The sequence below is a fragment of the Plantibacter sp. ME-Dv--P-122b genome (genome assembly GCF_030209375.1).
Taxonomy (GTDB): domain Bacteria; phylum Actinomycetota; class Actinomycetes; order Actinomycetales; family Microbacteriaceae; genus Plantibacter.
In genome coordinates this window covers 684,802-709,043 of record NZ_JARVSC010000003.1, presented here as the reverse complement: position 1 = coordinate 709,043, position 24,242 = coordinate 684,802, and the positions used below count along the sequence as shown (strand labels likewise).

Annotated in this window: 21 protein-coding genes; 17 read left to right on the top strand and 4 right to left on the bottom strand. The window is 70.8% G+C overall.

Features of this window, described 5'->3' with window-relative positions; genetic code table 11:
- Window positions 1–128 precede the first annotated feature (128 nt).
- Window positions 129–1,370: a multidrug effflux MFS transporter gene (locus QRN19_RS07940; protein WP_205858686.1), complete on the top strand. Its 1,242-nt coding sequence runs from the start codon at window positions 129–131 to the stop codon at window positions 1,368–1,370.
- Between the two features lie 213 nt (window positions 1,371–1,583).
- On the opposite strand, the gene QRN19_RS07935 is transcribed toward QRN19_RS07940, so the two are convergent.
- On the bottom strand, window positions 1,584–2,012 hold the full coding sequence (locus QRN19_RS07935; protein ID WP_502928067.1) for a YchJ family protein: 429 nt from the start codon (window positions 2,010–2,012) through the stop codon (window positions 1,584–1,586).
- A gap of 162 nt (window positions 2,013–2,174) precedes the next feature.
- On the opposite strand from QRN19_RS07935, the gene QRN19_RS07930 reads away from it, so the two are divergent.
- The 10 genes from QRN19_RS07930 (at window position 2,175) to QRN19_RS07885 (ending at window position 15,284) form a co-directional block, all read left to right on the top strand.
- The gene (locus QRN19_RS07930; protein ID WP_285026215.1) at window positions 2,175–2,960 is read left to right on the top strand and encodes a phosphatase PAP2 family protein; all 786 of its coding nucleotides are present in this window, start codon (window positions 2,175–2,177) and stop codon (window positions 2,958–2,960) included.
- A gap of 262 nt (window positions 2,961–3,222) precedes the next feature.
- Complete coding sequence (locus QRN19_RS07925; protein ID WP_285026214.1) at window positions 3,223–4,275, top strand: LacI family DNA-binding transcriptional regulator; 1,053 nt, start codon at window positions 3,223–3,225, stop codon at window positions 4,273–4,275.
- 43 nt (window positions 4,276–4,318) lie between these two features.
- On the top strand, window positions 4,319–5,371 hold the full coding sequence (locus tag QRN19_RS07920) for a LacI family DNA-binding transcriptional regulator (RefSeq protein ID WP_285026213.1): 1,053 nt from the start codon (window positions 4,319–4,321) through the stop codon (window positions 5,369–5,371).
- Between the two features lie 89 nt (window positions 5,372–5,460).
- Window positions 5,461–6,969 carry an arabinosylfuranosidase ArfA gene (gene arfA / locus QRN19_RS07915; protein WP_285026212.1) on the top strand — a complete coding sequence of 503 codons (1,509 nt, stop codon included), beginning with the start codon at window positions 5,461–5,463 and terminating at the stop codon, window positions 6,967–6,969.
- Window positions 6,970–7,203: 234 nt separating this feature from the next.
- On the top strand, window positions 7,204–7,797 hold the full coding sequence (locus QRN19_RS07910; RefSeq protein ID WP_285026211.1) for a TetR/AcrR family transcriptional regulator: 594 nt from the start codon (window positions 7,204–7,206) through the stop codon (window positions 7,795–7,797).
- A 304-nt stretch (window positions 7,798–8,101) separates the two neighbouring features.
- Window positions 8,102–9,463: an MFS transporter gene (locus tag QRN19_RS07905; RefSeq protein ID WP_285026210.1), complete on the top strand. Its 1,362-nt coding sequence runs from the start codon at window positions 8,102–8,104 to the stop codon at window positions 9,461–9,463.
- Window positions 9,456–10,394, top strand: a complete 939-nt coding sequence (locus QRN19_RS07900; protein WP_285026209.1) for a sugar phosphate isomerase/epimerase family protein — start codon at window positions 9,456–9,458, stop codon at window positions 10,392–10,394. The genes QRN19_RS07905 and QRN19_RS07900 overlap by 8 nt, the downstream gene beginning before the upstream one ends.
- A 23-nt stretch (window positions 10,395–10,417) precedes the next feature.
- On the top strand, window positions 10,418–11,581 hold the full coding sequence (locus tag QRN19_RS07895; protein ID WP_285026751.1) for a Gfo/Idh/MocA family protein: 1,164 nt from the start codon (window positions 10,418–10,420) through the stop codon (window positions 11,579–11,581).
- Window positions 11,582–11,683: 102 nt separating this feature from the next.
- The gene (locus QRN19_RS07890; protein WP_285026208.1) at window positions 11,684–13,198 is read left to right on the top strand and encodes a cryptochrome/photolyase family protein; all 1,515 of its coding nucleotides are present in this window, start codon (window positions 11,684–11,686) and stop codon (window positions 13,196–13,198) included.
- A gap of 67 nt (window positions 13,199–13,265) precedes the next feature.
- Window positions 13,266–15,284, top strand: coding sequence for a helicase HerA-like domain-containing protein (locus QRN19_RS07885; RefSeq protein WP_285026207.1), 2,019 nt, complete (start codon window positions 13,266–13,268; stop codon window positions 15,282–15,284).
- Window positions 15,285–15,476: 192 nt separating this feature from the next.
- On the opposite strand, the gene QRN19_RS07880 is transcribed toward QRN19_RS07885, so the two are convergent.
- A complete protein-coding gene (locus QRN19_RS07880; protein WP_285026206.1) occupies window positions 15,477–16,352 on the bottom strand; it encodes an aminoglycoside phosphotransferase family protein in 876 nt (291 codons plus the stop codon).
- A gap of 364 nt (window positions 16,353–16,716) precedes the next feature.
- On the opposite strand from QRN19_RS07880, the gene QRN19_RS07875 reads away from it, so the two are divergent.
- Window positions 16,717–17,319, top strand: coding sequence for a GNAT family N-acetyltransferase (locus tag QRN19_RS07875; protein WP_285026205.1), 603 nt, complete (start codon window positions 16,717–16,719; stop codon window positions 17,317–17,319).
- Between the two features lie 88 nt (window positions 17,320–17,407).
- Here QRN19_RS07875 and QRN19_RS07870 read toward each other — a convergent pair whose 3' ends face one another.
- Window positions 17,408–17,917: a hypothetical protein gene (locus QRN19_RS07870; protein WP_285026204.1), complete on the bottom strand. Its 510-nt coding sequence runs from the start codon at window positions 17,915–17,917 to the stop codon at window positions 17,408–17,410.
- A 201-nt stretch (window positions 17,918–18,118) separates the two neighbouring features.
- Between QRN19_RS07870 and QRN19_RS07865 the strand changes: the two genes are divergently transcribed.
- The 5 genes from QRN19_RS07865 to QRN19_RS07845 all read left to right on the top strand — a co-directional run bounded on the left by QRN19_RS07865 (window position 18,119) and on the right by QRN19_RS07845 (window position 23,476).
- Complete coding sequence (locus tag QRN19_RS07865) at window positions 18,119–18,787, top strand: GntR family transcriptional regulator (protein WP_285026203.1); 669 nt, start codon at window positions 18,119–18,121, stop codon at window positions 18,785–18,787.
- A gap of 92 nt (window positions 18,788–18,879) precedes the next feature.
- Complete coding sequence (locus QRN19_RS07860) at window positions 18,880–19,890, top strand: 1-aminocyclopropane-1-carboxylate deaminase (RefSeq protein ID WP_285026202.1); 1,011 nt, start codon at window positions 18,880–18,882, stop codon at window positions 19,888–19,890.
- Between the two features lie 390 nt (window positions 19,891–20,280).
- Entirely contained in the window at window positions 20,281–21,303 is a 1,023-nt protein-coding gene (locus tag QRN19_RS07855) for an acyl-CoA dehydrogenase family protein (RefSeq protein ID WP_285026201.1), read from the top strand.
- The gene (locus tag QRN19_RS07850) at window positions 21,303–22,748 is read left to right on the top strand and encodes a bifunctional PIG-L family deacetylase/class I SAM-dependent methyltransferase (protein WP_285026200.1); all 1,446 of its coding nucleotides are present in this window, start codon (window positions 21,303–21,305) and stop codon (window positions 22,746–22,748) included. The genes QRN19_RS07855 and QRN19_RS07850 overlap by 1 nt, the downstream gene beginning before the upstream one ends.
- Before the next feature lie 23 nt (window positions 22,749–22,771).
- Window positions 22,772–23,476: a glycosyltransferase family 2 protein gene (locus tag QRN19_RS07845; protein ID WP_285026199.1), complete on the top strand. Its 705-nt coding sequence runs from the start codon at window positions 22,772–22,774 to the stop codon at window positions 23,474–23,476.
- 40 nt (window positions 23,477–23,516) lie between these two features.
- Here QRN19_RS07845 and QRN19_RS07840 read toward each other — a convergent pair whose 3' ends face one another.
- Window positions 23,517–24,224 (bottom strand): DeoR/GlpR family DNA-binding transcription regulator, encoded by a 708-nt coding sequence (locus QRN19_RS07840; RefSeq protein WP_285026198.1) that lies wholly within the window; start codon window positions 24,222–24,224, stop codon window positions 23,517–23,519.
- Window positions 24,225–24,242 lie beyond the last annotated feature (18 nt).

Genomic DNA, 24,242 nt, shown 5'->3' with positions numbered 1-24,242 from the left:
TCGTCCGGGGGTGTCGCGAAAACGCGTCCCCGACTGCTAGCCTTGACGCCGATTCTCGAATCGATTCGACATCGATTCGGACCACCCCTCCCACCCCCCCCCGCACCTCGCTAGGAATCCGTTCACCAGTGCACACCGCAGGAATCACCGTCGTCCACCCCGGGGACTCGCTCTCGGGCAGGCAGCGCCTCGTCTACATCCTCGTGCTCGGCGCGCTCACCGCGCTCGGGCCGTTCACCATCGACCTCTACCTGCCGGCATTCCCGATCCTCGAACAGGACCTCGACGTCCCGGTCAGCCTCATCCAGCTCACCCTCACCGGGACCACGATCGGCTTCGCGGTGGGCCAGCTCTTCATGGGGCCCTGGAGCGACAAGGTCGGCCGGCGTCTCCCGCTCATCCTCGCGACGAGCATCCACATCCTGGCCTCGGTCGGCGCCGCGTTCGCGCCCGACATCGGGTGGCTCATGGTGTTCCGCGTGCTGCAGGGCGCCGGTGCGGCGGCCGGTGGCGTCGTCGCGATGGCGATGGTCCGCGACCTCTTCGGCGGGAAGCCGCTCGTGCGGATGCTGTCGCGACTCGCGCTCGTGAACGGGCTCGCGCCGATCGCCGCCCCCGTCATCGGGTCGCAGCTCCTCCTCGTCCTCGACTGGCGCGGACTCTTCGTGTTCCTCGCCGCCTACGGGCTGTTCGTCGTCATCGCGGTGTCGCTCTGGATCGTCGAGACCCTGCCGCCGGCGCGACGTCGCGACGCCGGGCACAGCACCGTCCGTGACCGCTACCGCTCGGTGTTCAGCGACCGTGTGTTCGTCGGTGTCGCCCTCATCGGTGGTATGAGCTTCTCGGGCCTGTTCGCCTACCTCTCGAGCTCGTCGTTCCTCTTCCAGGAGGTCTACGACTTCGACGCGCAGGAGTACGGTCTCCTGTTCGCGGTGAACTCGCTCGGCATCGTCGCCGGGGTGCAGATCTCGTCCCGCCTCATGCGCTGGTACGGGCCGCAGTGGATCCTGGCGTGCACGACCATCGTGCAGCTCATCTCCGCGGTGACGATCGTCGCGCTGACGATGGCCGACGTCGGGCTGTTCGGTGTGCTGGTGCCGCTGTTCTTCTTCATCCTCTCGTGCGGCTTCGGGTTCCCGGCGGTGCAGGTGCTCGCGCTGGCGAACCACGGGCACGAGGCCGGGACGGCGGCGTCGCTCCTCGGGGCGCTCAACTTCGGTCTCGCGGGACTCATCTCGCCGATCGTTGGTGTGCTCGGGATCGGTACTGCGATCCCCATGGGTGCCGTGATGGCCGCGACCTCGGTCGTGTCGGTGTGTGCGCTTTGGTTCATCGTGCAACCGAAGAAGGTCCCGGCCCTCGCCGGCTGACCTGGTGGGTTGCGCCAGCGCGGTGCGCTGACGTGAGCGCGGGCCTGTGGCGTGGGCGCGGGTCTCCGGAGCGGCGCGCTCAGGGCTGTGCCCCGCGGTCACGCCGGTTCGGGCTCACTCGGGTGGCCGCACCGCGCTGACGCCGGTTCGGGGTCATTCGGGCCAGCGCACCGCGCCGGCACTCGGACCCCGGATCGGGTGAGGGGGTCCCGGTCAGACGGAGGGGTCCACGCCGTCCACGTACGTCCAGGCGCCGGTGTCCTTCGAGAACCGACTCCGTTCGTGCTGGCTCCCCGCGGAGCCTCGCACGCCGAGAACCTTGTGGTGCGCGACGAACTCGACCACCCCCTCGGTGTCGAGCAGGCCACCGCGGGAGGTCGCGACGATGTCGAGCCGGTACCAGCGGAGCGAGTCGTCCAATTCGAGCGACGCCGGCCTGGTCGACGGATGCCACGTGCGCAGCAGGTACTCCGCGTCGCCGACCGCGAAGGCGGAGAACCGCGACCGCATGAGCGCCTCCGCGGTCGCCGCCGCCGATGCGCCTCGGTGCAGGCGCCCGCAGCAGGCGCCGTACGTCTCACCTGACAGGCAGGGGCACCGTGCGTCGTCGGCGAGGGGAGCGATGCGGGCGTCGTGGGTCACCACTCCAGTATCGCCCGCCAGGCCCGCGGGTCGTTCTCGTCGGACGTCGGTCGCTCCTGCCCGTCAGCGCGAGTCCAGAGGTGCATCGACGCGGCGATCAGGGCGTCATCCTCCTGGCGCAAGCCCACGCGTGAGACATGCCCGACACGGCATGATGGGACGATGACGGCACCCGACGACCACGACGACCCAGCAGCTGCACCGGCTCCCGAGGTGCACGAGGCAGTTTCGCCCGCGCTCGACGAGTCGGGTGCGCTCGCGATGGATCCGGACCCGGCGTCGATCCGGCCCGATCCGAAGCTCGCCGCGAAGGTCTCCCGACGGTGGCCATTGATCAGCGGCGCGATCGCCGTGGTCCTCGTCCTCCTGCTCGGCGTGCTGCTCTTCCAGCGTGGTCCGAACGCCCCGTTCGGGTTCGACGAGGAGTGGATGCAGGAGGTCCTCGAGGAGCGTTCGCCGTGGCTCGTCCAGGCTGCGCTCGTCATGAACTGGCTCGGTGGCGGGGTCGTCGCGATCTTCGTCGTGCCGCTGCTCGGGATCGCCGTCCTCCTGCTGCTTCGCCGACCGTGGGCCGCCCTGTACTTCGCGATCGTCTCCGCCCTGAGCGCAGGAGCGGTACAGATCATCAAGAACATCGTCGGTCGATCGCGGCCCGAGGACATCCTCGTCCACGCGGACTTTGGCTCGTTCCCCTCGGGGCACAGCGCGAACGCGGCGACCATCGCCGTCGCGTTCGGGATCATCTTCCCGCGGGTCTGGGTGTGGTTGATCGGCGTCGCCTACACGCTGCTGATGATGCTGTCGCGGACCTATCTCGGCGCCCACTGGGTGAGCGACACGATCGGTGGGCTGTTGCTCGGTGCCGGTGTCGCGCTCATCATCGCCGTGCCGTTGCTGCAGCGCATGTCGACCGAACCGAAGAAACGGGTCCCGCTGACCGACGGCTGACCGAGTGGACGCCCGTCGCTCGATGCCGGTCGTCCAGCGCTCGTCGTCCGTGTTCCGTCCTGACGCCAGCGCGGTGCGCTGACCCCAGACCGCCCGGTCCGGCGTGAGCGCGGGTCCTCCGCGTGGGCGCGCCCCTCCGGAGGCCCGCGCTCACGCCACAGACCCGCGCTCGCGTCAGCGCACCGCGCTGGCGGCCACGACACCCCGTGCCGGTGGGGCGGTAGTCTGCTGACAGCCGGGAGCCGGCCGGGGGAGGAGACGCGTGTCGATCACGATGCACGACGTCGCCGCACGCGCGGGCGTCTCGATCAAGACCGTCTCGAACGTCGTCAACGACTACCCGCACGTGAGCGACGCGACACGGGCCAAGGTCGAGCGTGCGATCGCCGAGCTCGGCTACCGCCCCAACCTCTCGGCCCGGAGTCTCCGCTCAGGCCGGTCCGGCGTGATCAGCCTCATCATCCCCGACCTCCGCAACGCCTACTTCGCAGAGCTCGCGGACGCGGTCATGCGTCAGGCCCGTGCGCGCGGACTCTCGGTGCTCATCGAGCAGGTCGCCGGCGGACGCGACGTCGAGCTCGAGATCCTCCGCGGGCCGCGCATGCAGCTCGTCGACGGCATCCTCTACAGCCCGCTCAGCCTCGACCGAGAGGACAGCGCGCTACTCCCGGACGGGCCCATGGTGATCCTCGGCGAGCAATTGTTCGACGGCGACCGCGACCACGTGACGATGGCGAACGTCGACGGCGCCCGCGCGGCGACCGAACACCTGCTCGCGCAGGGCAGGCGCCGCATCGTCGCACTCGGCACCGACCCGCACGACACCCTGGGACCGGCCGCCCTCCGCCTCCAGGGGTATCGCGAGGCGCTCGAAGCCGCCGGTATCCCGGCCGATCCCGCCTACGTCAGCACCGTCGTCAGCTGGCATCGCAGCGACGGGGCGAACGCGATGCGCGAGGTCATCGCCGCGGGTCTCCCGTTCGACGGCGTCGTCGCCTTCAACGACGCGATGGCCCTCGGCGCCATGCGCGTCCTCCAGGATGCCGGACTCCGCATCCCCGACGACGTCGCGATCATCGGCTTCGACGACCTGGACGAGACGCGCTACGCCCTCCCGACCCTGTCCACGGTCGACATCGGCCGGGAGGAGATCGCCGAGCGTGCTGTCGAGCTGCTGATCGAGCGGATCGCCGAGCCCGGGCAGCCGGCGGCACCGCGCGCGATCGTCAGCGGCTTCCGCGTCGTCCCGAGGGAGTCCACCGGCTCCGCCACCGCTCACGAGCCCCGACCCAGGGCCGCTCCTTCAACGTTGTAGAGTGCGTACAGGGCGGCCGAGGATGCCGCCGTCGAGGAGGACCATGGCGATCACCCTGCACGATGTGGCGAAGCTCGCCGGGGTCTCCGCCAAGACCGTCTCGAACGTCGTCAACGACTACCCCCACATCAAGCAGGCGACGAAGGAGCGGGTGCTCGCGGCGATCGCCGAGCTCGGCTACCGCCCCAACCTCTCCGCACGCGGGCTCCGCTCCGGCCGGTCCGGCGTCATCAGCCTGATCATCCCCGACCTCCGGAACTCCTACTTCGCCGAGCTCGCCGACGCTGTCATGCACGCGGCCGACCAACTCGGCCTGTCGGTGCTGATCGAGCTGAGCGGCGGCGACCGGGCACGCGAGGCCGAGCTCGTACGCGGTGCACGACTCCGTGCGGTCGACGGCGTCCTCTACAGCGCGCTCCGCCTCGGCGACGAGGACCTCGCCGTCGTGGAAGAGGTCACCATCCCCATGGTGCTCCTCGGTGAACGGATGTTCAACGCTCCGAACGACCACGTGACGATGCGCAACACCGAGGGTGCGCGTGCCGCGACGGAGCACCTGATCGGTCTCGGTCGGTCACGGATCGTCGCCTTCGGAGCACACCGCGCCGACATCGTCAGTTCGGCCAGTCTGCGCCTCGCCGGGTACCGAGCCGCGCTGGAGGCCGCCGGCATGGTGTTCGACCCGGAGCTCGTCCGCGAGGTCCCGATCTGGGGTCGCTTCGACGGAGCGGTCGCGATGCGCGCGATGCTCGACGAGGGTGTCGCGTTCGACGGCATCGTCGCGTTCAACGACGCCCTGGCACTCGGAGCCATGCGCGTCCTGAGTGAGCGAGGCGTCGCCATGCCCGACGAGGTCGCGATCATCGGCTTCGACGACATCGACGAGGGCCGGTATTCGCTGCCATCGCTGTCGACGATCGCACCGGGGCGGGAGCAGATCGCCCGGACCGCGGTCTCGCTGCTCGTCGAGCGGATCGCCGGAGGTGTCGACGACGTGCCACCCCGTCGCGTCTACGCCGACTTCGAACTGGTGCGACGAGAGTCGACCGCGTCCCCGTCCCTCGACACCGACTCCCCACCTGCAGCCGTGTCTTGACAGCTGCCGATCGGCACATGAGACTGTTCTACAACGTTTACCTTCAACGTTGTAGAAATCTGGACGACGACGTCCCCGGAGAGGACCCAATGACCACCGCACGCATCGCCATCGACCCGAACGTCACGGTCGCCCCCGTCAACCGCCGAATCTTCGGCTCGTTCGTGGAGCACCTGGGCCGCTGCGTCTACGACGGCATCTACGAGCCCGGCCACCCCACCGCCGATGCCGACGGTTTCCGCGGCGACGTCGTCGACCTCGTCTCCGAGCTCGGCACGAGCACCATCCGCTACCCCGGCGGCAACTTCGTCTCCGGCTACCGCTGGGAGGACGGCGTCGGGCCGCGCGAGAGCCGCCCCGTGCGCCGCGACCTGGCCTGGCACTCGCTCGAGACCAACCAGGTCGGCGTCGACGAGTTCGCCAAGTGGTGCAAGCTCACCGGCAGCGAGATGATGATGGCCGTCAACCTCGGCACGCGCGGGGTGCTCGAAGCGCTCGACCTCCTCGAGTACACGAACCACCCGAGCGGTACGGCGCTGTCCGACCAGCGGGTCGCGAACGGTGCGCCCGAGCCCTACGGCATCCGCATGTGGTGTCTCGGCAACGAGATGGACGGGCCGTGGCAGGTCGGCGCCATGTCGGCCGACGACTACGGCAAGCTCGCGGCCCGCACCGCGTCGGCGATGAAGATGGTCGACCCGAAGCTCGAACTCGTCGTCTGCGGTTCGTCGAGCTCCTCGATGCCGACCTTCGGCGACTGGGAACGCACCGTCCTCGAGCACAGTTTCGACTCGGTGGACTACATCTCCTGCCACGCGTACTACCAGGAGCGCGACGGTGACCTCGGGTCGTTCCTCGCGTCGTCCCTCAACATGGAGTACTTCATCCGGACGGTCGTCGCGGCCGCCGACCACGTGCAGCACAAGCGTCACTCCGACAAGCAGATCCAGCTCTCCTTCGACGAGTGGAACGTCTGGTACCTCGACGAGTGGAACGCGATCGAGGGCACGATCGAGGAGTGGGCCTACGCGCCCCGCCTCATCGAGGACGTCTACTCGGTCGCCGACGCGGTCGTGTTCGGCAACCTGCTCATGACGCTCCTCAAGCACAGCGACCGCGTCGGGTCGGCGAGCCTCGCGCAGCTCGTGAACGTCATCGCCCCGATCATGACCGAGCCGGGTGGCGGTGCCTGGCGGCAGACGACGTTCTTCCCGTTCTCGGTCACGAGCCGGCTCGCGTCGGGCGTCGTGATCGCGCCGCGCATCGAGGTCGGCAGCTACACCACGAAGATCCATGGAGACGCACCGCTCGTCGACTCGGTCGCGACGTACGACGCCGAGGCCGGGACCGCGGCCGTCTTCCTCGTGAACCGTCACCAGGACGAGGCGATCACGGTGACCGTCGACGTCTCGGCGCTCGGCGTCGGTTCGATCGTCGAGGCGAACGGCATCCACGACGAGGACGTCTACGCGAAGAACACGATCGACGACCGCGAGCGCGTCGGCCTCGTCGCGAACGAGAGCGCGTCGCTCGCTGACGGCACCCTGACGATCACGCTCCCGCCCGTGTCGTGGACGGCGGTCGCGCTCGGCGCCTGAGTCGGGATGCGGGCTGTGGTGTGTGGGCTGCTTACTGCGTTGTCGGCTGCGGATGACGGGTGCTCCGGTTCGCAACTCAGGACCGGTTCGGCGTGTCGGTCGGTCCTGTGGTGGTCAGGGCGCGGCGCGCCGGAAGCGTCCTGAATTGCGAACGGGTCCGTCTCGCGTGACGACCTCGGCGACGGGTGGGATCTTCCACTCGTCGCCGTCGTCGTGCAGCCCTACAATCGGCACATGACGGCACGGGGCTCCTACGCGAAGGGCGTTGCGCGCCGGGAGGAGATCCTGCGCGTCGCGCTCGCGGTGTTCGCGCGCGAGGGGTACCGCGGGACGTCGCTCCGTGAGGTCGCGCGTGAGGTCGGCGTCAGTCTGCCGGGGCTCATGCACTACTTCGAATCCAAGGAGCACCTGTTCGCGGCGATCCTGCGGGAGCGCGACGCCGTCGACTACGAGGAGTTCGCCGCGGCCGGGTCGCAGGACGCGATCGAGGGTCTGGTCGCGGTCATGCGCCACAACAGCGACGTCCCGGGCCTCGTCGAGTTGTACCTGACGATGGCGGCCGCCGCCGGTGATGCGGAGCACCCGGTGCGCGGGTTCTTCGTCGATCACGTCACGGCGGTGCGTCGGAGCATCGCCGACGTCGTGCGGGATCGCCAGGCTTCCGGGCGGGTCGCCGCGGACCTCGACCCCGAGCACGTGGCGCGTGTCATGGTCGCCCTCGCCGATGGGCTCCAGGTGCAGTGGACGCTCGACCCGTCCGTCGACATGGCCGGTGACCTCGAGCGTGCCTGGGCCCTCCTCGTCGGCGACGCCGGCGCGGTGCGCTGACCCGAGCGCGGGTCTGTGGGGCCCGGCGCGGTGCGGTGACGTGAGCGCTGGGGAATCGGCGTGGGCGCGCCCCGGGCGCGTGAGCGCGGCCCTCCGGAGACCCGCGCTCACGCGACTGGGGCGCGCTCGCGTCAGCGCACCGCGCTGGCATCAGCCCCACCGACAGGTTTCGTGAAAACCTATTGACCGCTCGGGTTTCGCGTCTATACTCAAAGCCGTGCAGTGATCGGTTTCTCGATCCTGTGAGGACAGCACCACCCGCGGGCCAGAGCCGGTCCGCAGCTCAGCGTTGAGAGGAACCCGGATGTCCAACCCACCCCGCCGCCCCAAACCCACCGGCCAGCGCGCCTCGAGCGGCCCCTACGTCAGCCTCGTCACCGGCCCGTCGGGACCGACGGAACGGGCGTCGAAACGGGTCGTCACCACCATGGCGCTCGCCCAGTTCGGCTTGTTCGTCGCCCTGCTCGCCCCGGTCACCGTGAGCCTCGCGCTCAAGACGCAGCAGCTCGTCCCGGGTGACCAGGCGGCGGTCGTCAACGGCAACGTCCTCTCCATCGCCGCCCTGTTCGCCCTCGTCGCGAACCCGGTGATCGGCCGACTCTCCGACCTCACCCTCTCGCGGTTCGGTCGCCGCCGCCCGTGGATGTTCCTCGGCGCGATCGGCTTCGTCGCGTCGCTCACGATCGTCGCCCTCGCGCCGAACGTCCCGGTCCTCATCGCCGGGTGGTGCCTCGCCCAGCTGACCGGCAACGCCATCCTCGGCCCGCTCCTCGCGACGATCGCCGACCAGGTCCCGCCGGAGCAGCGCGGGAGCGTGTCCGCGAACGTCGGCGTCATGCAGAACGTCGGCATCCTCGCGGCGGCCTTCGTGGCCAGCTGGTTCGTCACCGACATGCTGCTCCTCTTCGTCGCTCCGGCCGTCTTCGCACTGATCACCGTGTGGCTGTACTGCTTCGTCCTGCCGGACCGCGCGATCACGACCCGACCGGATGTCGGCGGCTGGAAGGGCCTGCTCTTCACCTTCTGGGTGAACCCGCTCAAGCACCCGGACTTCGGCTGGGTCTGGCTGTCGCGCTTCCTCCTGACGCTCGCGTCGTTCCTCTTCGTCGCGTTCCGCCTGTTCTTCCTGCAGGAGGAGGTCGGGCTGTCGCAGCAGGGCGCGGTCGACACCCTGACCATGGGTGTGCTGATCTACACGATCGCGCTCGTCATCACCGCGAAGCTCGGCGGCTGGCTGTCGGACCGGATGCTCAACCGCAAGGTGTTCGTCATCGGCTCCACGGTGGTGTTCGCGGTCGGACTCATCCTGCTCGCCCACACCACGACCGTGCCCATGTTCTACGTCGTCGAGGCGATCATGGGAGCGGCGTACGGCGTGTACGTCGCGGTCGACACCGCCCTCGTCGTCGACGTCCTCCCGAACCCCGACGACGCGGCGAAGGACCTCGGCGTCCTCAACATCGCGAACGCCCTGCCGCAGTCGCTCGCCGGCGCGGTGGGCGCGTTCCTCCTCGGGCTCGGCGCGGTCGGCAACAACTACACGGCCCTGTTCTGGGGCGCCGGGGTGATCGCGGTGCTCGGCGCGCTGACGATCCTGCCGGTCCGACACCGCATGACACGGAACGCCGACGGGACGATCACCGGATCGATCGCGACCCGTGGGTGACCCCGGTCACCGCCTCCCGCACCCCGATCACCAGCTCCACTCCATCACCAGCGACGCCAACGACGGCGTCAGAACGGACGGCAACACCATGACCGCACCAGCGCTCTCCGTGCAGCTCTACAGCATCAAGGAGCACCTCGACCAGGGACTCGACGACGCCCTCGCCCGGCTCGCCGGCATGGGCATCCGCGAGGTCGAAGCCTTCGACTTCGTCTCCCGTGCACCCCAGCTCCGCGAGGCCTTCGATCGCCACGGGCTCGCCGCCCGCACCGGGCACGCGACCCTCCTCTCCGACGAGATCCGGTTCGGCGACCAGGTCATGCCGGTCGCCCCGCAGGAGGAGGTCTTCGCGGCAGCGAAGGCCATCGGCCTCGAGATCGTCATCGACGCGTTCGTCAGCCCCGACCGCTGGCTCGACGAAGCGGCCGTCGCCGACACCGCGTCCCGCCTGAACGCCGCAGCGGAGCGCGCCGCCGACCACGGCCTCCGCGTCGGGTACCACAACCACTCCCAGGAATTCGTCGCATCGTTCGGCGGACGCAGCGCGTTCGAGGTCTTCGCCGATCAGCTGCGTGACGACGTCGCCCTCGAGGTCGACCTGTTCTGGGCGGCGACCGCCAGTCAGGACGTCCCCGCGCTGCTCGGACGCCTCGGCGACCGCGTCCAGGCGCTCCACGTCAAGGACGGCCTGCTGCCCGCCGACCCGTTCGCCCCCGGCGCCGCACCCTTCGTGCCAACGAGTCTCGACCAGCGACCGTTCGGGCAGGGCGAGGTCCCGCTGCGCGAGTCCATCGCGGCGGCCCCCTCGGCACGCTTCGCGATCATCGAGTTCGACCACTACGGCGCCGGCGACATCTTCGACGGCATCCGGGCGAGCGTCGACGCGCTCGTCGCCGAACAGCTCGTCTCGACCGAAGCGGCGGTCCGCTGATGGCCGCGACAGCGCAGGGCGCGATGCCCGCGGCAGCGCAGGGCACGACGGCACGCGCACCGCAGGGCAGTGGCCCGGTCGGCGTCGGGTTCATCGGCACCGGCATGATCAGTGACACCTACCTCGAGCACCTCACCTCGTTCCCCGACGTCCGCGTCGTGATCCTCGGTGACCTCGACGTCGACCGCGCGAAGGCGCAGGCCGAGAAGTGGGGCGTCGGCGAGTGGGGGACCGCCGACGACGTCCTCGCGCACCCGGACGTCGAGCTCGTCGTGAACCTCACGATCCCCGCCGTCCACGCGCAGGTCGCGTCGCAGGTGCTCGCCGCCGGGAAGCACGTGTGGACGGAGAAGCCGATCAGCGTCGACCGTGCGAGCGGGCTCGCGCTCCTCGAGCAGGCCGACGCCGCAGGACTCCTCGTCGGCATCGCGCCGGACACGGTGCTCGGCCCGGGCGTCCAGTCCGCGCGTCGCGCCATCGCCCGCGGTGACATCGGTCAGCCGCTCACCGCCCAGACCGTCATGCAGTACGCCGGGCCGGACATCTTCCACCCGAATCCAGAGTTCCTGTTCGCGAACGGTGGCGGGCCGCTGTTCGACATGGGGCCGTACTACCTGACGACGCTCGTGCAGGTGTTCGGTTCGGTCGCCTCGGTGTCGGCGGCCGGCTCCCGTGGGCGTGCGACGCGGACGATCCAGCAGGGCGACCGCGTCGGCACCGAGTTCGCCGTCGAGGTGCCGACGCACGTCAGCGCCATCGCCCGCTTCGTGGACGGCGGCGTGAGCCAGAGCGTCTTCAGCTTCGAGTCGCCGCTTGCGAAGATGGGCGTCGTCGAGATCACCGGCACCGAGGGGACACTCGTGATCCCCGACCCGAACATGTTCACTGGCGAGGTGCGGATCACCCGCGCGGCGCCCATCGAGCGGATGCAGCAGGACCCGGAGTGGGAGGTCGTGCCGACCGAGGGTGTCCTCGCCGGCCGCGGGACCGGGGTCCTCGACCTCGCCCGGGCGATCCGTTCCGGCGGCACACCGCTCGCCTCGGGCGCCCTCGGCTACCACGTGCTCGACACGCTCGTCTCGATCGACGAGTCCGTGGTGTCCGGTCAGACCGTCGACGTGGCGAGCCGGGTCACGCCGGTCCCGCTCGTCGCGGAGGACTGGGACCCGTTCGCCGCGACGCTCTGAGCGTTGTGAGCCGAGCGGGGCACCGCAGTACAGAACCGAGCAGCATCGGACCAGGCTGAGCAAGCCCCCGGTGGTGTCCGTCGTCCCACGTACCCTGAGGCGATGGACACCACCGGCCGGAGCGCCGCCGAGCACGACGATGAAGCGACCGCCGGCCGACGACGATGGATCCTCACCGGCCAGCTCGGCCCGGCGTTCGACGACGGTGGACCGATCCTGCTCATCGAATCGACGTCCACCTTCGCGAAGCGACCGATGCACCGGGCGAAGGCGCACCTCTTCCTCTCGGCCATCCGACATCGCGCGGCGGAGCTCGGCGACCGTGCGGAGTTCCACCAGGTCGACCGCTACGAGGAGGTCGTCGAGGCCGGGGCCGACCTCGAGGTGATCGACCCACCCTCGTGGACCGCTCGGCGCTTCATCCGCGAGCGCGGCCTCCGGGTGCTCCCGAGCCGCGGCTTCGTGACCTCGGAGCCCGACTTCGCGGCCTGGGCGGCGACGCGGGACGGCAAGCGGCTCCTCCTGGAGGACTTCTACCGCACGGTGCGGGAGCGGACCGGGATCCTCATGCGCGGCGACCAGCCTGAGGGCGGCCGGTGGAACTACGACCACGACAACCGGAACCCGCCGCCGAAGGGAGCCGCCCGGCTCGGTCTGCCCGAGCCGCTCTGGCCCGAGGAGGACGACATCGACGCGGAGGTCCGGGAGGACCTCGACCGGTGGCAGCGCGACGGGCTGGTCCAGCTGGTCGGCGACGACGGGCCGCGGCGCTTCGCGGCCACCGCGGCCGAGGCGGAGGCGGCGCTCGCGGACTTCATCGAGACCAGGCTCGGCGACTTCGGCCCGTTCGAGGACGCCATGCTCGGCGGCGACTGGACGATGGCGCACTCCCTGCTGAGCGCGCCGCTCAACCTCGGCCTGCTCGACCCGCGCGACGCCGTCGAGACCGTGGTCGCCGAGTATCACGCCGGTCGCGCACCGCTGTCGAGCGTCGAGGGCTTCACCCGCCAGATCATCGGCTGGCGTGACTACGTCTGGCATTTGTACTGGCACCTCGGCGAGCCGTACCGGACGAGTCACAACGCCCTCGGAGCGCACGAGCCGCTCCCGCGCCAGTTCCGCGAACTCGACGCCGCCGCCATCCAGTCCAACTGTCTCCGCGAGACGATCGACGGGATGCGTCGCCACGGTTGGGCGCATCACATCCAACGGCTCATGGTGCTCGGCAACTGGGCCCTGCAGCACGGGTACGACCCGGTCGCGCTCAACGACTGGTTCATCGACATGTTCGTCGACGGCACCCCCTGGGTGATGCCCGCGAACGTCATCGGCATGTCGCAGCACGCGGACGGCGGCATCGTCGCGACGAAGCCCTACGCCTCGGGTGGCGCGTACATCGACAAGATGTCCGACTACTGCGGTGGGTGCGTCTTCGATCCCAAGGTGCGGCTGGGCGAAAACGCCTGCCCCTTCACCGCCGGGTACTGGGCCTTCCTCGACCGTGTGGAGCCGAGCATCCGGCACAACACCCGCATGGCACAGCCGCTGGCCGGCATGCGACGACTGTCCGACTTGCGGGCCGTCGTCGACCAGGAGCGCACCCGCGAACAGTGGTGATCGGAGCAGTCTCCTCGCGCTCGCGCGACCCCTCGACCGGTGGGGAGCGCGTCGCTAGGCTCGGCACATGACGCCCAGTGATGCAGCATCCGACCCGCAGATCGCCGCACTCCAGGCTGCAGCCGCCCACGCACAGGCCGAGCTCGAAGCCGCCCAGGCGCAGGCGGCGCTCGCCGCAGCGAAGGTGAAGGCGGCCGAGGCGGCAGCGGCGCTCGCCGACGCGGGGATCACCGCGTCGGATGGGGCGACCGGAGCGGCGTCACCCGTCGAGCCGGCGGGCTCCGGTTCTGCGAGTGATGCGCCGGCCGCCGAGGCCCCATCCGATGTCCCGGCGGACGTCACAACCGACGACGCGGTCGGTGCCGAGACCAGCAGCAGCACCGCCACCGGCAGCAGCGGCGCCAGCAGCACCGACGACCTCGACGCCGACACCATCGGCCCAGGCCCGCTCGGCCTCGACGACGTGCTGAAGATCCGCGACGGCTACCTCGTGCACGGCCCGGCGCTCGAGATGGGCGCCCTGGTCAACGGCGAACCGGTGCCGGGGGTGCAGGTCCGCATCCCGCTCAGTGTCATGAACCGGCACGGACTCGTCGCCGGCGCCACCGGAACCGGGAAGACCCGCACGCTCCAGGGCCTCGTCGAGCAGCTCTCGGCCGCCGGCGTCCCCGTGTTCGCCGCGGACATCAAGGGTGACCTCTCGGGCATCGCGACCCCGGGGGAGTCGAACGAGAAGCTCCTCGACCGCACCCGCGGCATCGGCCAGGACTGGACGCCGGCCGCCACCCCGACGGAGTACTTCGCGCTCGGCGGTGTCGGCAAAGGCGTCCCGATCCGCGCCACCATTGCCGCCTTCGGCCCGCTGCTGCTGAGCAAGGTCCTCGGCCTGAACGCCACGCAGGAGTCCAGCCTCGGCCTCGTCTTCCACTACGCCGACCAAGCCGGCCTGCCGCTCCTCGACCTGAGCGACCTGCGCGCGGTCCTCACCTACCTCGCGAGCGACGACGGCAAGGGCGAGCTGCAGGAGCTCGGCGGGCTGTCGGGCGCCACCGTCGGGGTGATCCTGCGGGAGCTCATCACCTTCGCCGACCAGGGCGCCGACGTCTTCTTCGGCGAACCCGAGATCGACACCGCCGACTTCATCCGCCTCGACCCGAGCGGCAAGGGCATCGTCAGCCTGCTCGAGGTGCCGGGCGTCCAGAACCAGCCGGCGCTTTACTCGACGTTCCTCATGTGGTTGCTGGCCGACCTCTTCAACACCCTCCCCGAGGTGGGCGACCCCGAGAAGCCGAAGCTCGTCTTCTTCTTCGATGAGGCGCACCTGCTGTTCCGCGACGCGTCGAAGGACTTCCTCGCGCAGATCACGCAGACGGTCCGGCTCATCCGGTCGAAGGGCGTCGGCATCTTCTTCGTCACCCAGACACCGAAGGACGTCCCGGGCGAGGTGCTCGCGCAGCTCGGTTCGCGCGTGCAGCACGCCCTCCGTGCGTTCACCCCGGACGACGCGAAGGCGCTCAAAGCGACCGTGTCGACCTACCCGACCTCCGGCTACGAGCTCGGCGAGGTCCTCACCTCCCTCGGCACCGGTGAGGCGGTCGTCACCGTGATGAACGAGAAGGGTGCGCCGTCGCCGGTCGCGTGGACGAGGCTGCGGGCGCCGCAGGGACTCATGTCGCCGAGTGCCGACACCGCGATCGATGCGGCGATCGCAGCCTCACCGTTGCTCGCGCGGTACGGGACGCCCGTCGACCGTGAGTCGGCGAGGGAGATCCTGACGGCGAAGCTCGAGGAGGCGAACCAGGCCGCGCTCGCCGCCGAGGCCGAACTCGAGCGGCAGCGCATCGCGACGGAACTCGCGAAGCAGCAGGCTGCCGCCGACAAGGCGCAGGCAGCAGCGCAGAAGAAGGCCGACGCCGAGTACGAACGGTTGCTCCGGAAGACCGCCGGCACGACCCGCCGGACGTCGACGAGGTCGTCGTCGACGTCGTCGAAGAGTCCGCTCGAGGAGATCCTCGGGTCGAAGGCGACGCGGTCGATCCTCACCGGCGTCGTCGAGGGCATCTTCGGGACGCGGCGCCGCCGCTGAGGGTCCCGGCCCCTGAGCGCTTCCCCGGTCCCTGAGCCTGTCGAAGGGCACGCCTCGACAAGCTCGGTGACCCCGCCCGGTCCCTGAGTTTGTCGAAGGGCGCCTGCACAGCGGCCGTCGGCAGGTACGCGCTGACGGTCCTCGGTGCTGCACCACTCCGGTCCCTGAGCCTGTCGAGGGGCCAACGGTCTCCTACCCCAGGGCGTCCTCGGCGAGGCGACCGAGCTCGACGGTGACCCGGGCATCGTCGAGCAGCCCGTCCTGCAGCGACCACACCGCGGACAGCGCGGAGCGCGCGACCACCCACTCGAGGAGGACGCGTCGCGACAGGCCGAGTGACCGACTCACCAACTCCACCCGCTCGTCGAACAGACGTGGGTTCCGCGCCGTCGCGGGATCGGGGTTGTTGAACAGCGCGGTGGCGTCGAAGGCGCGGTGACCCACGATGCCCTTGGGGTCGATCGCCCGCCAGTCGCCGGGTGAGAACTCGAGCACGTTCATGTGGTGGAGGTCGCCGTGGAGCACGACGACGTCGGCCGGGGTCGTGGTGTCGAGCAGTCGGCCCGCGATCGCCCGCCCACGCTCGAGGAACGCGGCGCTCGCCGGATCGCCGACGAGGGCGCCCACGGCGGAGGTGTCGTCGGCGAGCAGCTCGTGGAACCACCGGCGGAGCGAGGGGAGCTCGGCGATGACACCACCGGCATCGGTCGGCGACGGGGCGGGGATCGCCGTGTGCAGGGTGTCGAGCACGGAGCACAGGATTGCGACGGCTCCGAGGTCGTCACCTGCGCGGGTCAGCGAGGCGAGGTCACGGCCACCCGTCGCTCGTTCCAGGACGATCGCGTGGTCGTCGCCCGCGAACACCGCCGCACACCCGGTGCCGCCCCACGCCGCGAGCAGTCGTCCGCCGAGCGCCTCCTCCTCGACGAACGGCACCTTGAGCATCGCCGGTCGTCCGCGGTGGGTCACGGGGAGCAGCCGGCTCGACGGCGTCACGATCAGCTCGCCGTCGCGCACGAGCCGCCACTGCTCGACGGCCGCGTCGATGCCTCCTGGTCGCCATGTCACGGGACTCAGCCTAAGCAACCCGGTCGAACCGATCCCTGGGCCGCGCCTCGGTCCCTGAACGGCACCGCGGGCGGTGCCTCAGTCGCACCTCGGTCGGGCCCTTGGTCACGCCTCGGTCTCCGTCTCCGGGTCATGTCCCGGGCCTTCGGTCGCCCTTCGGTCGCCCTTCGGTCGGTCCCTGAGCTTGTCGAAGGGCACGCGGGCGAACATCGCCAAGCTCAGGCACCGGGAAGGTGTGGCTCAGGGACCGGCAGAAGAAGCTCAGGGACCGGGAGTGCGCGGCTCAGGGACCGGGGAGGGTGGGGCTCAGGGACCGGGAGAGGGAGTGGGGACGGGACCGAGGAACGCCGGTTAGGCTGGCGCGGTGACCGAGATCCGCGCGTACCGACCGACCGACCGCGCCGCCGTGGCGGCGATCTGCACCCGAACGGGCGACTCGGGGGCGGACGCGACCGGGCAGTTCAGCACGGACGACCTCCTGCCCGACATCTATGCGTTGCCCTACGTCGAGCACGAGCCCGAGTTGGCGCTGCTCGTCGACGCCGGCACTGGCCCGATCGGGTACATCCTCGGCACGGCGGACACGACCGCCTTCGACCGGTGGTTCGTCGAGCGCTGGTGGCCGACCGTCGCGGGGAAGTACGCGGCCGCCGCGGCCTCCGGTGCCGCCTCGGAGAGCGAGCGCGGCATCGTCCGATCCGCGACCGATCGCGGCGGACTGGCCCCGGAACTCCTCGCGCAGTACCCGGCGCATCTGCACATCGACCTGTTGCCGGAGACGCAGGGGATGGGTGTCGGCAGACGACTCATCGACGCGTTCTGCGGGCTCCTCGCCGAGCGCGGTGTCCCGGGCGTCCACCTCGGCGTCGGTGTCTCGAACACCGGGGCGCAGCAGTTCTACCAGCGGACGGGCTTCACACGGGTCGACGGCGACCCCGGGGCCCACTGGTACGCGAAGGCGCTCTGACCCGGGCGGTGTCCGACTCGAGCCGGATCCCGGGTGGTGCGACGACGCGCTCGCGATCCGCCGCCGCCGTCGGGGCTGGACGTCTCCGCTAGAGGAGTTCGGCGCGCGCCCAACGCAGACGCTCGAGCGGGGTGAGCAGGTCGGGGTGGTCCTCGCGGAGGTCGTCGAGAGAGACCGGCTGGCGAGGTCGTTCCACCGGACCGTCGTAGGCGGCGACGACGGCCGCGATGCTGTCCGTGCTCCATCGGTTGCTGCGCATCCGGAGGAGGGGCCGGTTCTCGGCGTCGCAGACGAAGAACTGCGAGCTCGCTTGCAGTCCCCGACCCCGGAATTCGAAGAGCAGGCTGCGGCCGATCGCGTCCCGCGGAACGAACCGCTGCCGCCCAACGATGGGCTGCTCGATGAACCCGTCGCGACACACGACGATGCGTTGGCGACGGGACAGGACCGCGACACCGAGCAGCACGACCATCCCGATGATGCCGAGCGTGATGACCCACGTGCGTTCGACACTCTGGGCTGGGCCGACGAGCCAGAGCGAGACGCCCCAGACCGGGAGGACGACGATGGCGGCGCTCAGGACGGCGCTCCAGAGCACGCGAGGATGCGGTCTGACCGTCACCGTCTCGTCACCCCGTCGCGTCACCAGCTCACCCCCCGCGGACCATCGTGGCGTGCTTTCAGTGGGTGGACAATCCGCCATGTGGGGGACAAGTAGGGGGAATGCCCCACTCCGTGGGCGTCGACCCGGCGCACGGGTGCATTTGACTTCCGACGTTTGCGATGTGCAATATATTGCATGCCCGCTCCCGCTCAAGCCAACCCGCATCGCCGGGCGCTCCTCCGTGACGACGTCTATCAGTCGCTCCGCAACGCGATGGTCGACGGGACGTTCACCCCGGGCGAGAAACTCGTCGACACCGAACTCGAACGCTGGCTGGGCGTGAGCCGCACGCCCATCCGCGAGGCCGTCCTGCGCCTCGCCCGGAGCGGGCTCGTCATCGCGAAACCCGGTCGGTCGACCGTCGTCGCCCCGCTCGACATCCGGGCGACGCTGCAGGCTCAGGCGGTCGCCGCAGCCATGCACGAACTCGCCGTCCGCGAGGCGGTGCCGCACCTGAGTGCCGCCGACCTTGATCGCATGCGCGCGGCGAACCGTGACTTCGCAGCCGCGCTCCAGCGTGACGACGCCGACGCCGCGCTCGCAGCGGACGACGCCTTCCATGCCGTGGCCGTGGATGTCGCCGGGAATCCGTTCATCCGGGACGCACTGGAGGCGGTCACCCCGTTGCTGCGCCGGATCGAACGGCTGCGGTTCTCCTCGGTCGCGGCGCGCGGGTCGATCGCGCAGCACGACGCCGTCATCGAGCGCTGTGCGGAGGGGGACGTCGATGCGGCGGCCGCGCTCGTCCGGGGCAACTGGACGACCCTCGCCGACCTCGTCCTCGCCCACCTCGACGAGGACTGAGCGGCGCGCACCACCCCACCCGTTCCCCAGACCCGACCCGTTCCCGAGTTCGTCGCGGGCCCACAGCACCACCGAGACCCAGGAGCCACCACATGTCCCTCAGCGACTTCTCCCGCTACCCGCTCACGTTCGGACCGAGTCCCGTCCACGAACTCAACCGCCTCACCGCCCACCTCGGTGGCGCGACGATCTGGGCCAAGCGTGAGGACGTCAACAGCGGTCTCGCCTACGGCGGCAACAAGACCCGCAAGCTGGAGTACCTCATCCCCGATGCCATCGCGCAGGGTGCCGACACGCTCGTGTCGATCGGTGGCTACCAGTCCAACCACACGCGTCAGGTCGCGGCCGTCGCGGCGAAGCTCGGGATGCAGGCCGTGCTCGTGCAGGAGAACTGGGTGGACTGGCCGGACTCCGTGAACGACCGGGTCGGCAACATCATGCTGTCGCGGATCATGGGGGCCGAGGTCCGTCTCGACCCCGCGGGCTTCGGCATCGGGTTCAAGTCGAGCTGGGAGCGCGCCCTCGACGACGTGCGCGAACGCGGCGGCACCCCCTACGCGATCCCGGCCGGCGCGTCGGACCACCGGCTCGGCGGTCTGGGCTTCGCGAACTGGGCCGCCGAGGTCGAGCAGCAGGAGCGTGAACTCGGCGTGTTCTTCGACACGATCGTCGTCTGCAGCGTCACCGGGTCGACGCACGCCGGCATGATCGCCGGGTTCGCCGGCCAGGACCGACCGCGCCGGGTGATCGGGATCGACGCGTCGGCGAAGATCCAGGAGACCCGCGACCAGGTCGCACGCATCGCCCGCAACACGGCGGAGCTCATCGGCCTCGAACGGGAGCTCCGCGTCGACGAGATCACGGTGCTGGAGGGGTGGGCCGGAGACCTCTACGGGATCCCGGTCGAGTCGACGATGGAGGCGATCCGTCTGACCGGTCGGCTCGAAGGCGTCATCATCGACCCGGTCTACGAGGGGAAGTCGATGGCTGGACTGATCGACCTCGTCACGAGCGGTGACATCCCGGCGTCGAGCAACGTCCTGTACGCGCACCTCGGTGGGCAGCCGGCGATCAACGCCTACAGCGCCCTCTTCCGCGACTGAGTCTCGGCCCGCTACCGCGCCTGGATGGGTTGTCGGCGCGGTGCGCTGAGCTGAGTCGCCGGAAACCGGTGCCAGCGCGGTGCGCTGACGCGAACCCGAGGGAACCGGCGTGAGCGCGGGTCACACGCCTGACCGCGCCCCTCCGGAGACCCGCGCCCGCGTCCATGACCCGCGCTCACGTCAGCGCACCGCGCTGGCACCCTTCCGGAGACCCGCGCTCGCGTCGATGACCCGCGCTCACGTCAGCGCACCGCGCTGGCGCACTACCAGGGTCGGTGGTCGCGGTCCAGGGGCGTGCGGCGGTGCGTGGCGGTGCGAGACTTGGACCTCCACGACGCGAGGAGGTCGCATGCGCGCACCGATGGAACCCCGACACCAGACGCGGATCGCATGATCCGTCTGCAGTCGACCGCCTGGCCCACCAGCGGCACCGCCCTCGACCTCGACGCCCTGCACGACGCGGCGACGGGGTCGTTGGCGAGCATCGAGTCGCGTCTGGCCTTCACCTCCACAGCCGTGCGACTCGTCGGCCCCCTCGAACAGCACACCGCCGGGCGCGTCTTCGCGGGACTCGGCGCGATCGCCGCGGTCGACGTCACACTCGCACGCGTCGTCGAACCGCACCTCGACGCGCTCGCCATCCTGCATCAGGCCGACCTCGAACCGCCGGCCGTCTCCACCTGGGGCGTCTTCGCGGCCGAGGCGCCGGGGCTGCGCCTCGACGCCTCCCTGGTCGACGACGCCTGGCAGCTGACCGGCACCAAGCCGTGGTGCTCCCTCGCGTCCCATCTGAGCGACGCCCTCGTCACCGCCCACACCGCGCCCGGGGAGCGGCGGCTGTTCGCCGTCGCGCTCACCGACCCCGGGGTCACGACCGACGACAGCGCGTGGCTCGCCCGCGGACTGCCGCTCGTACCGAGTGGCCCAGTCGGCTTCGACGGGGTCCCCGCCTCCCCGGTCGGCGACGACGGGTGGTACCTGCGACGCCCCGGCTTCTCCTGGGGCGGGATCGGCGTCGCCGCCTGCTGGTGGGGCGGCGCGGTCACGCTCGTCGACCGTCTCCTCGCCGCGGCACGCACCCGACCCGACGCCGACCTCCTCCTGCGCACGCTCGGCGCCGCGGCCATCGACCTCTCGATCGCCGAGCAGGCGATCGCCGACGCGGCCCAGGCCATCGAGCACGGCCACGCCGACGACGCGGCCGGCCCTCGCCTCGCCCAGCGCGTGCGGTCGACGGTCCGCGGTCGGGTCGACGCCATCCGAGCCGGGGTGCTCGGAGCACTCGGCCCCGGCCCGCTCACCTCCGAACCCGCGTATCTCGCGCGGATGTCCGACCTCGAGCTGTACGTCCAGCAGGACCACGGCGATCGCGACCTCGCGCGCTACGGCCGCATGCTGGTGGAGGCCGACTGATGCCCGCGTTCGACCACCGCGACCCCGGCACGTCGGCAGCCGCCTGGGCGACGCGACTCCACGAGCTCGACCTGCCCGTCTGGGACGGCTGGCGCCACGCCACCGGCGTCGTCGTCCTGTCGCCGCACCCCGACGACGAGTCGCTGGGTGCCGGCGGGCTGATCGCGGCGGCCGCGGCCGCCGGGATCCCGGTCGAGGTCCTCCTCGTGACCCTCGGCGAGGGATCGCACCCCGACTCGCCGACCACCACGCCCGAGGAGCTAGCCCCGCGCCGGGAGGCGGAGTTCGTCGACGCGATCGGCCGTCTCCACCGGACGGTCGGGTACGACGTCCTGCACATCCCGGACGGCGGCCTCGACGCCGAACGCGCGGGCATCGCGGAGCGACTGCGGGCGGCCGTCGCAACCGCCGGATCGCGACCGCTCATCGTCGCCCCCTGGCGCGGCGACGGGCACCGCGACCACCGGATCGCCGGCGAACTCGCCACGGCCCTCGCGACCGAACTCGACCTCGCGCTCGTGGAGTTCCCCATCTGGCTCTGGCACTGGGCCGACACCGACGACGCGACCCTGCCATGGGGCGAGGCGCGGATCGTCCCACTCGACGCCGCGGCCCACGGGGCGAAGATCGCCGCGATGGACGCCTACCCCTCGCAGACGGAGCCGCTCTCGGACGCACCGGGCGACGAGGCGATCGTCGACCACCACCACCTGCAGCACTACGCGCGGCGGTTCGAGGTGCTGTTCCCGAACGGGCGTGCGCTGGACCTCGCGCCAGGTTCCGACCCGGATGTAGGCGCGGCGGCGGACACCGACACCGAAACCGCCGACGACACCGCGACGGCCGACGCTGCGTCGCGGTCGAAGGAGTCGTTCGAGGACCACTACCGCGACCACCCCGACGGCTGGGACTTCGGCTCCTGGTACGAGGAGCGGAAACGTCGGGTCCTCCTCGCCGCCCTGCCGCGCCAGCGCTACGGTTCGGTGCTCGAACTCGGCTGCGCGACGGGTGTCCTCACGGAGCGGCTCGCGGACCGCAGCGACGACGTGCTCGGTGTCGACATCGCCGAAGCGCCGCTCGAGATCGCCCGCCGACGGGTGCCCGTTGCCCGGTTCGAACGGGGCACGCTCCCCGACGACTGGCCGGGTGGCACCTTCGACCTCGTGGTGATGTCGGAGGTCGGCTACTACCTGTCGGCGACCGACCTCGACCGGGTCATCGACCACCTCCTCGGCTCGCTCACGCCTGGCGGGAGCATCGTCGCGTGTCACTGGCGGCACCCCGACGACCACGCCACGACGTCGGCCGAGTTCGTCCATCGCCGGTTGCTCGAACGCTGGCCCGGCCGTCGGTCGATCCAGCACGTCGAGGACGACTTCCTGCTTGACGTCCTCGTGCCTGCCGACGAGGCGAGCGTCGCCGCGGTGGACGGTCTGACCGGCTGATGCTGCGACGGATCGATGCCGTCGTGCCCGCGCACGACGAGGAGGAGCTGATCGGGGCATGCCTCGACGCGCTGCTCGTCGCGCGTGCCGCCGTGCTGCGTCGTCGTCCCGAGCTGCAGGTGGGGATCGTCGTGGTGCTCGACGACTGCCGCGACGACACGGCGCGGATCGTCGGGGAACGGTCGGCGGGCGTCGATCCGGAGGAGGCGGTCACCGTCGTCATCGACGAGCGCAGTGTCGGGGCGGCCCGGCGTGCGGGTGTCGTGGCCGCTCTGGGATCGGGCGCTGCCGGATCGGACTCTGCCGACATCTCCGCGCGGTGGATGGCCAACACCGACGCCGACTCGCGCGTTCCGGAGGACTGGTTCTCCGTGCATGCCGATGCGTTCGACGCCGGCGTGGACGTGCTCCTGGGGACTGTCCGCCCCGACTTCGCGGACTTCTCCGAGCGCGACATCGAGCGCTGGATGGAGACCCACCCGCCCGGACATCTGCCGGGCAACGTGCACGGGGCCAACCTGGGAGTCCGGGCCGATCGGCTCGACGAACTCGGCGGCTTCCGTGAGCTGGCCGAGCATGAGGACGTCGATCTCGTCGAGCGCGCCCGGGCGGCGGGTCTCCGGGTCGTGCCGACGCCGGACGCGCCCGTCGAGACCTCGGGTCGGCGACGTGGCCGGACCCCGGGTGGCTACGCCGCGTTCCTCGCCGAGACCTACCCGCGATCCTGACGATCCCGCGCGCCGGACCCCCGGCCCGCGTCGACCGGTCCTATCCGTCCGCCTGCTGGTCGACGATGACCTCGGTGACCTCGCCGACGTCGAGCACCGGGTACCGGGAGACGGCCCCGACCTTCTCCTCGCTCGCCAGGACGTAGACGTCGGTGCTGCGCTCGGCGAGTGCGCGCTTCGTCGCGGCGTCGTCGAGGTCGCCGGTGGTGAGGCCGTGTTCGGGATGGAAGCCCGTGACGCCGAGGAAGCAGGCGTCGGCGCTCAGGTGACGGATGGCCTCCGCGGCGAGGGCGCCGCCCGCGACCATCGAGTGACGTCCGAGTTCGCCACCGATCATGATGACGCGCGCCGGCGAGTGCTCCGCCACGGCGAGGGCTACCGCCGGGCTCGGGGTGATGACGGTGAGGGTCGGGTCGTCCGGGAGGAGTCGGGCGAGCGCGAGCGCGGTGGTGCCGGCGTCGATGATGACGGTGCTGCCCGGCCGGATCCGCTCGGCGGCGATGCGGGCGACGCGCTCCTTGCTCGCCGTCCCGAGGGACAGTCGATCCCGGAACGGGCGGTCGGCTGCTGCGACCGGGAGTGCACCACCGTAGACGCGGACGCAGAGGCCGGCTTCGGCCAGCTCGCGGAGGTCGCGGCGGATCGAGTCCTCGGAGAGCCCGAGCGCGGCGGCGGCGTCCTTCGCGACGATCCGGCCGTCGCGCTCGAGGAGGTCGAGCAGGTGTGATCGTCGTTGTGCGCTCAACATGCGTGCTCCTTCGTGGTG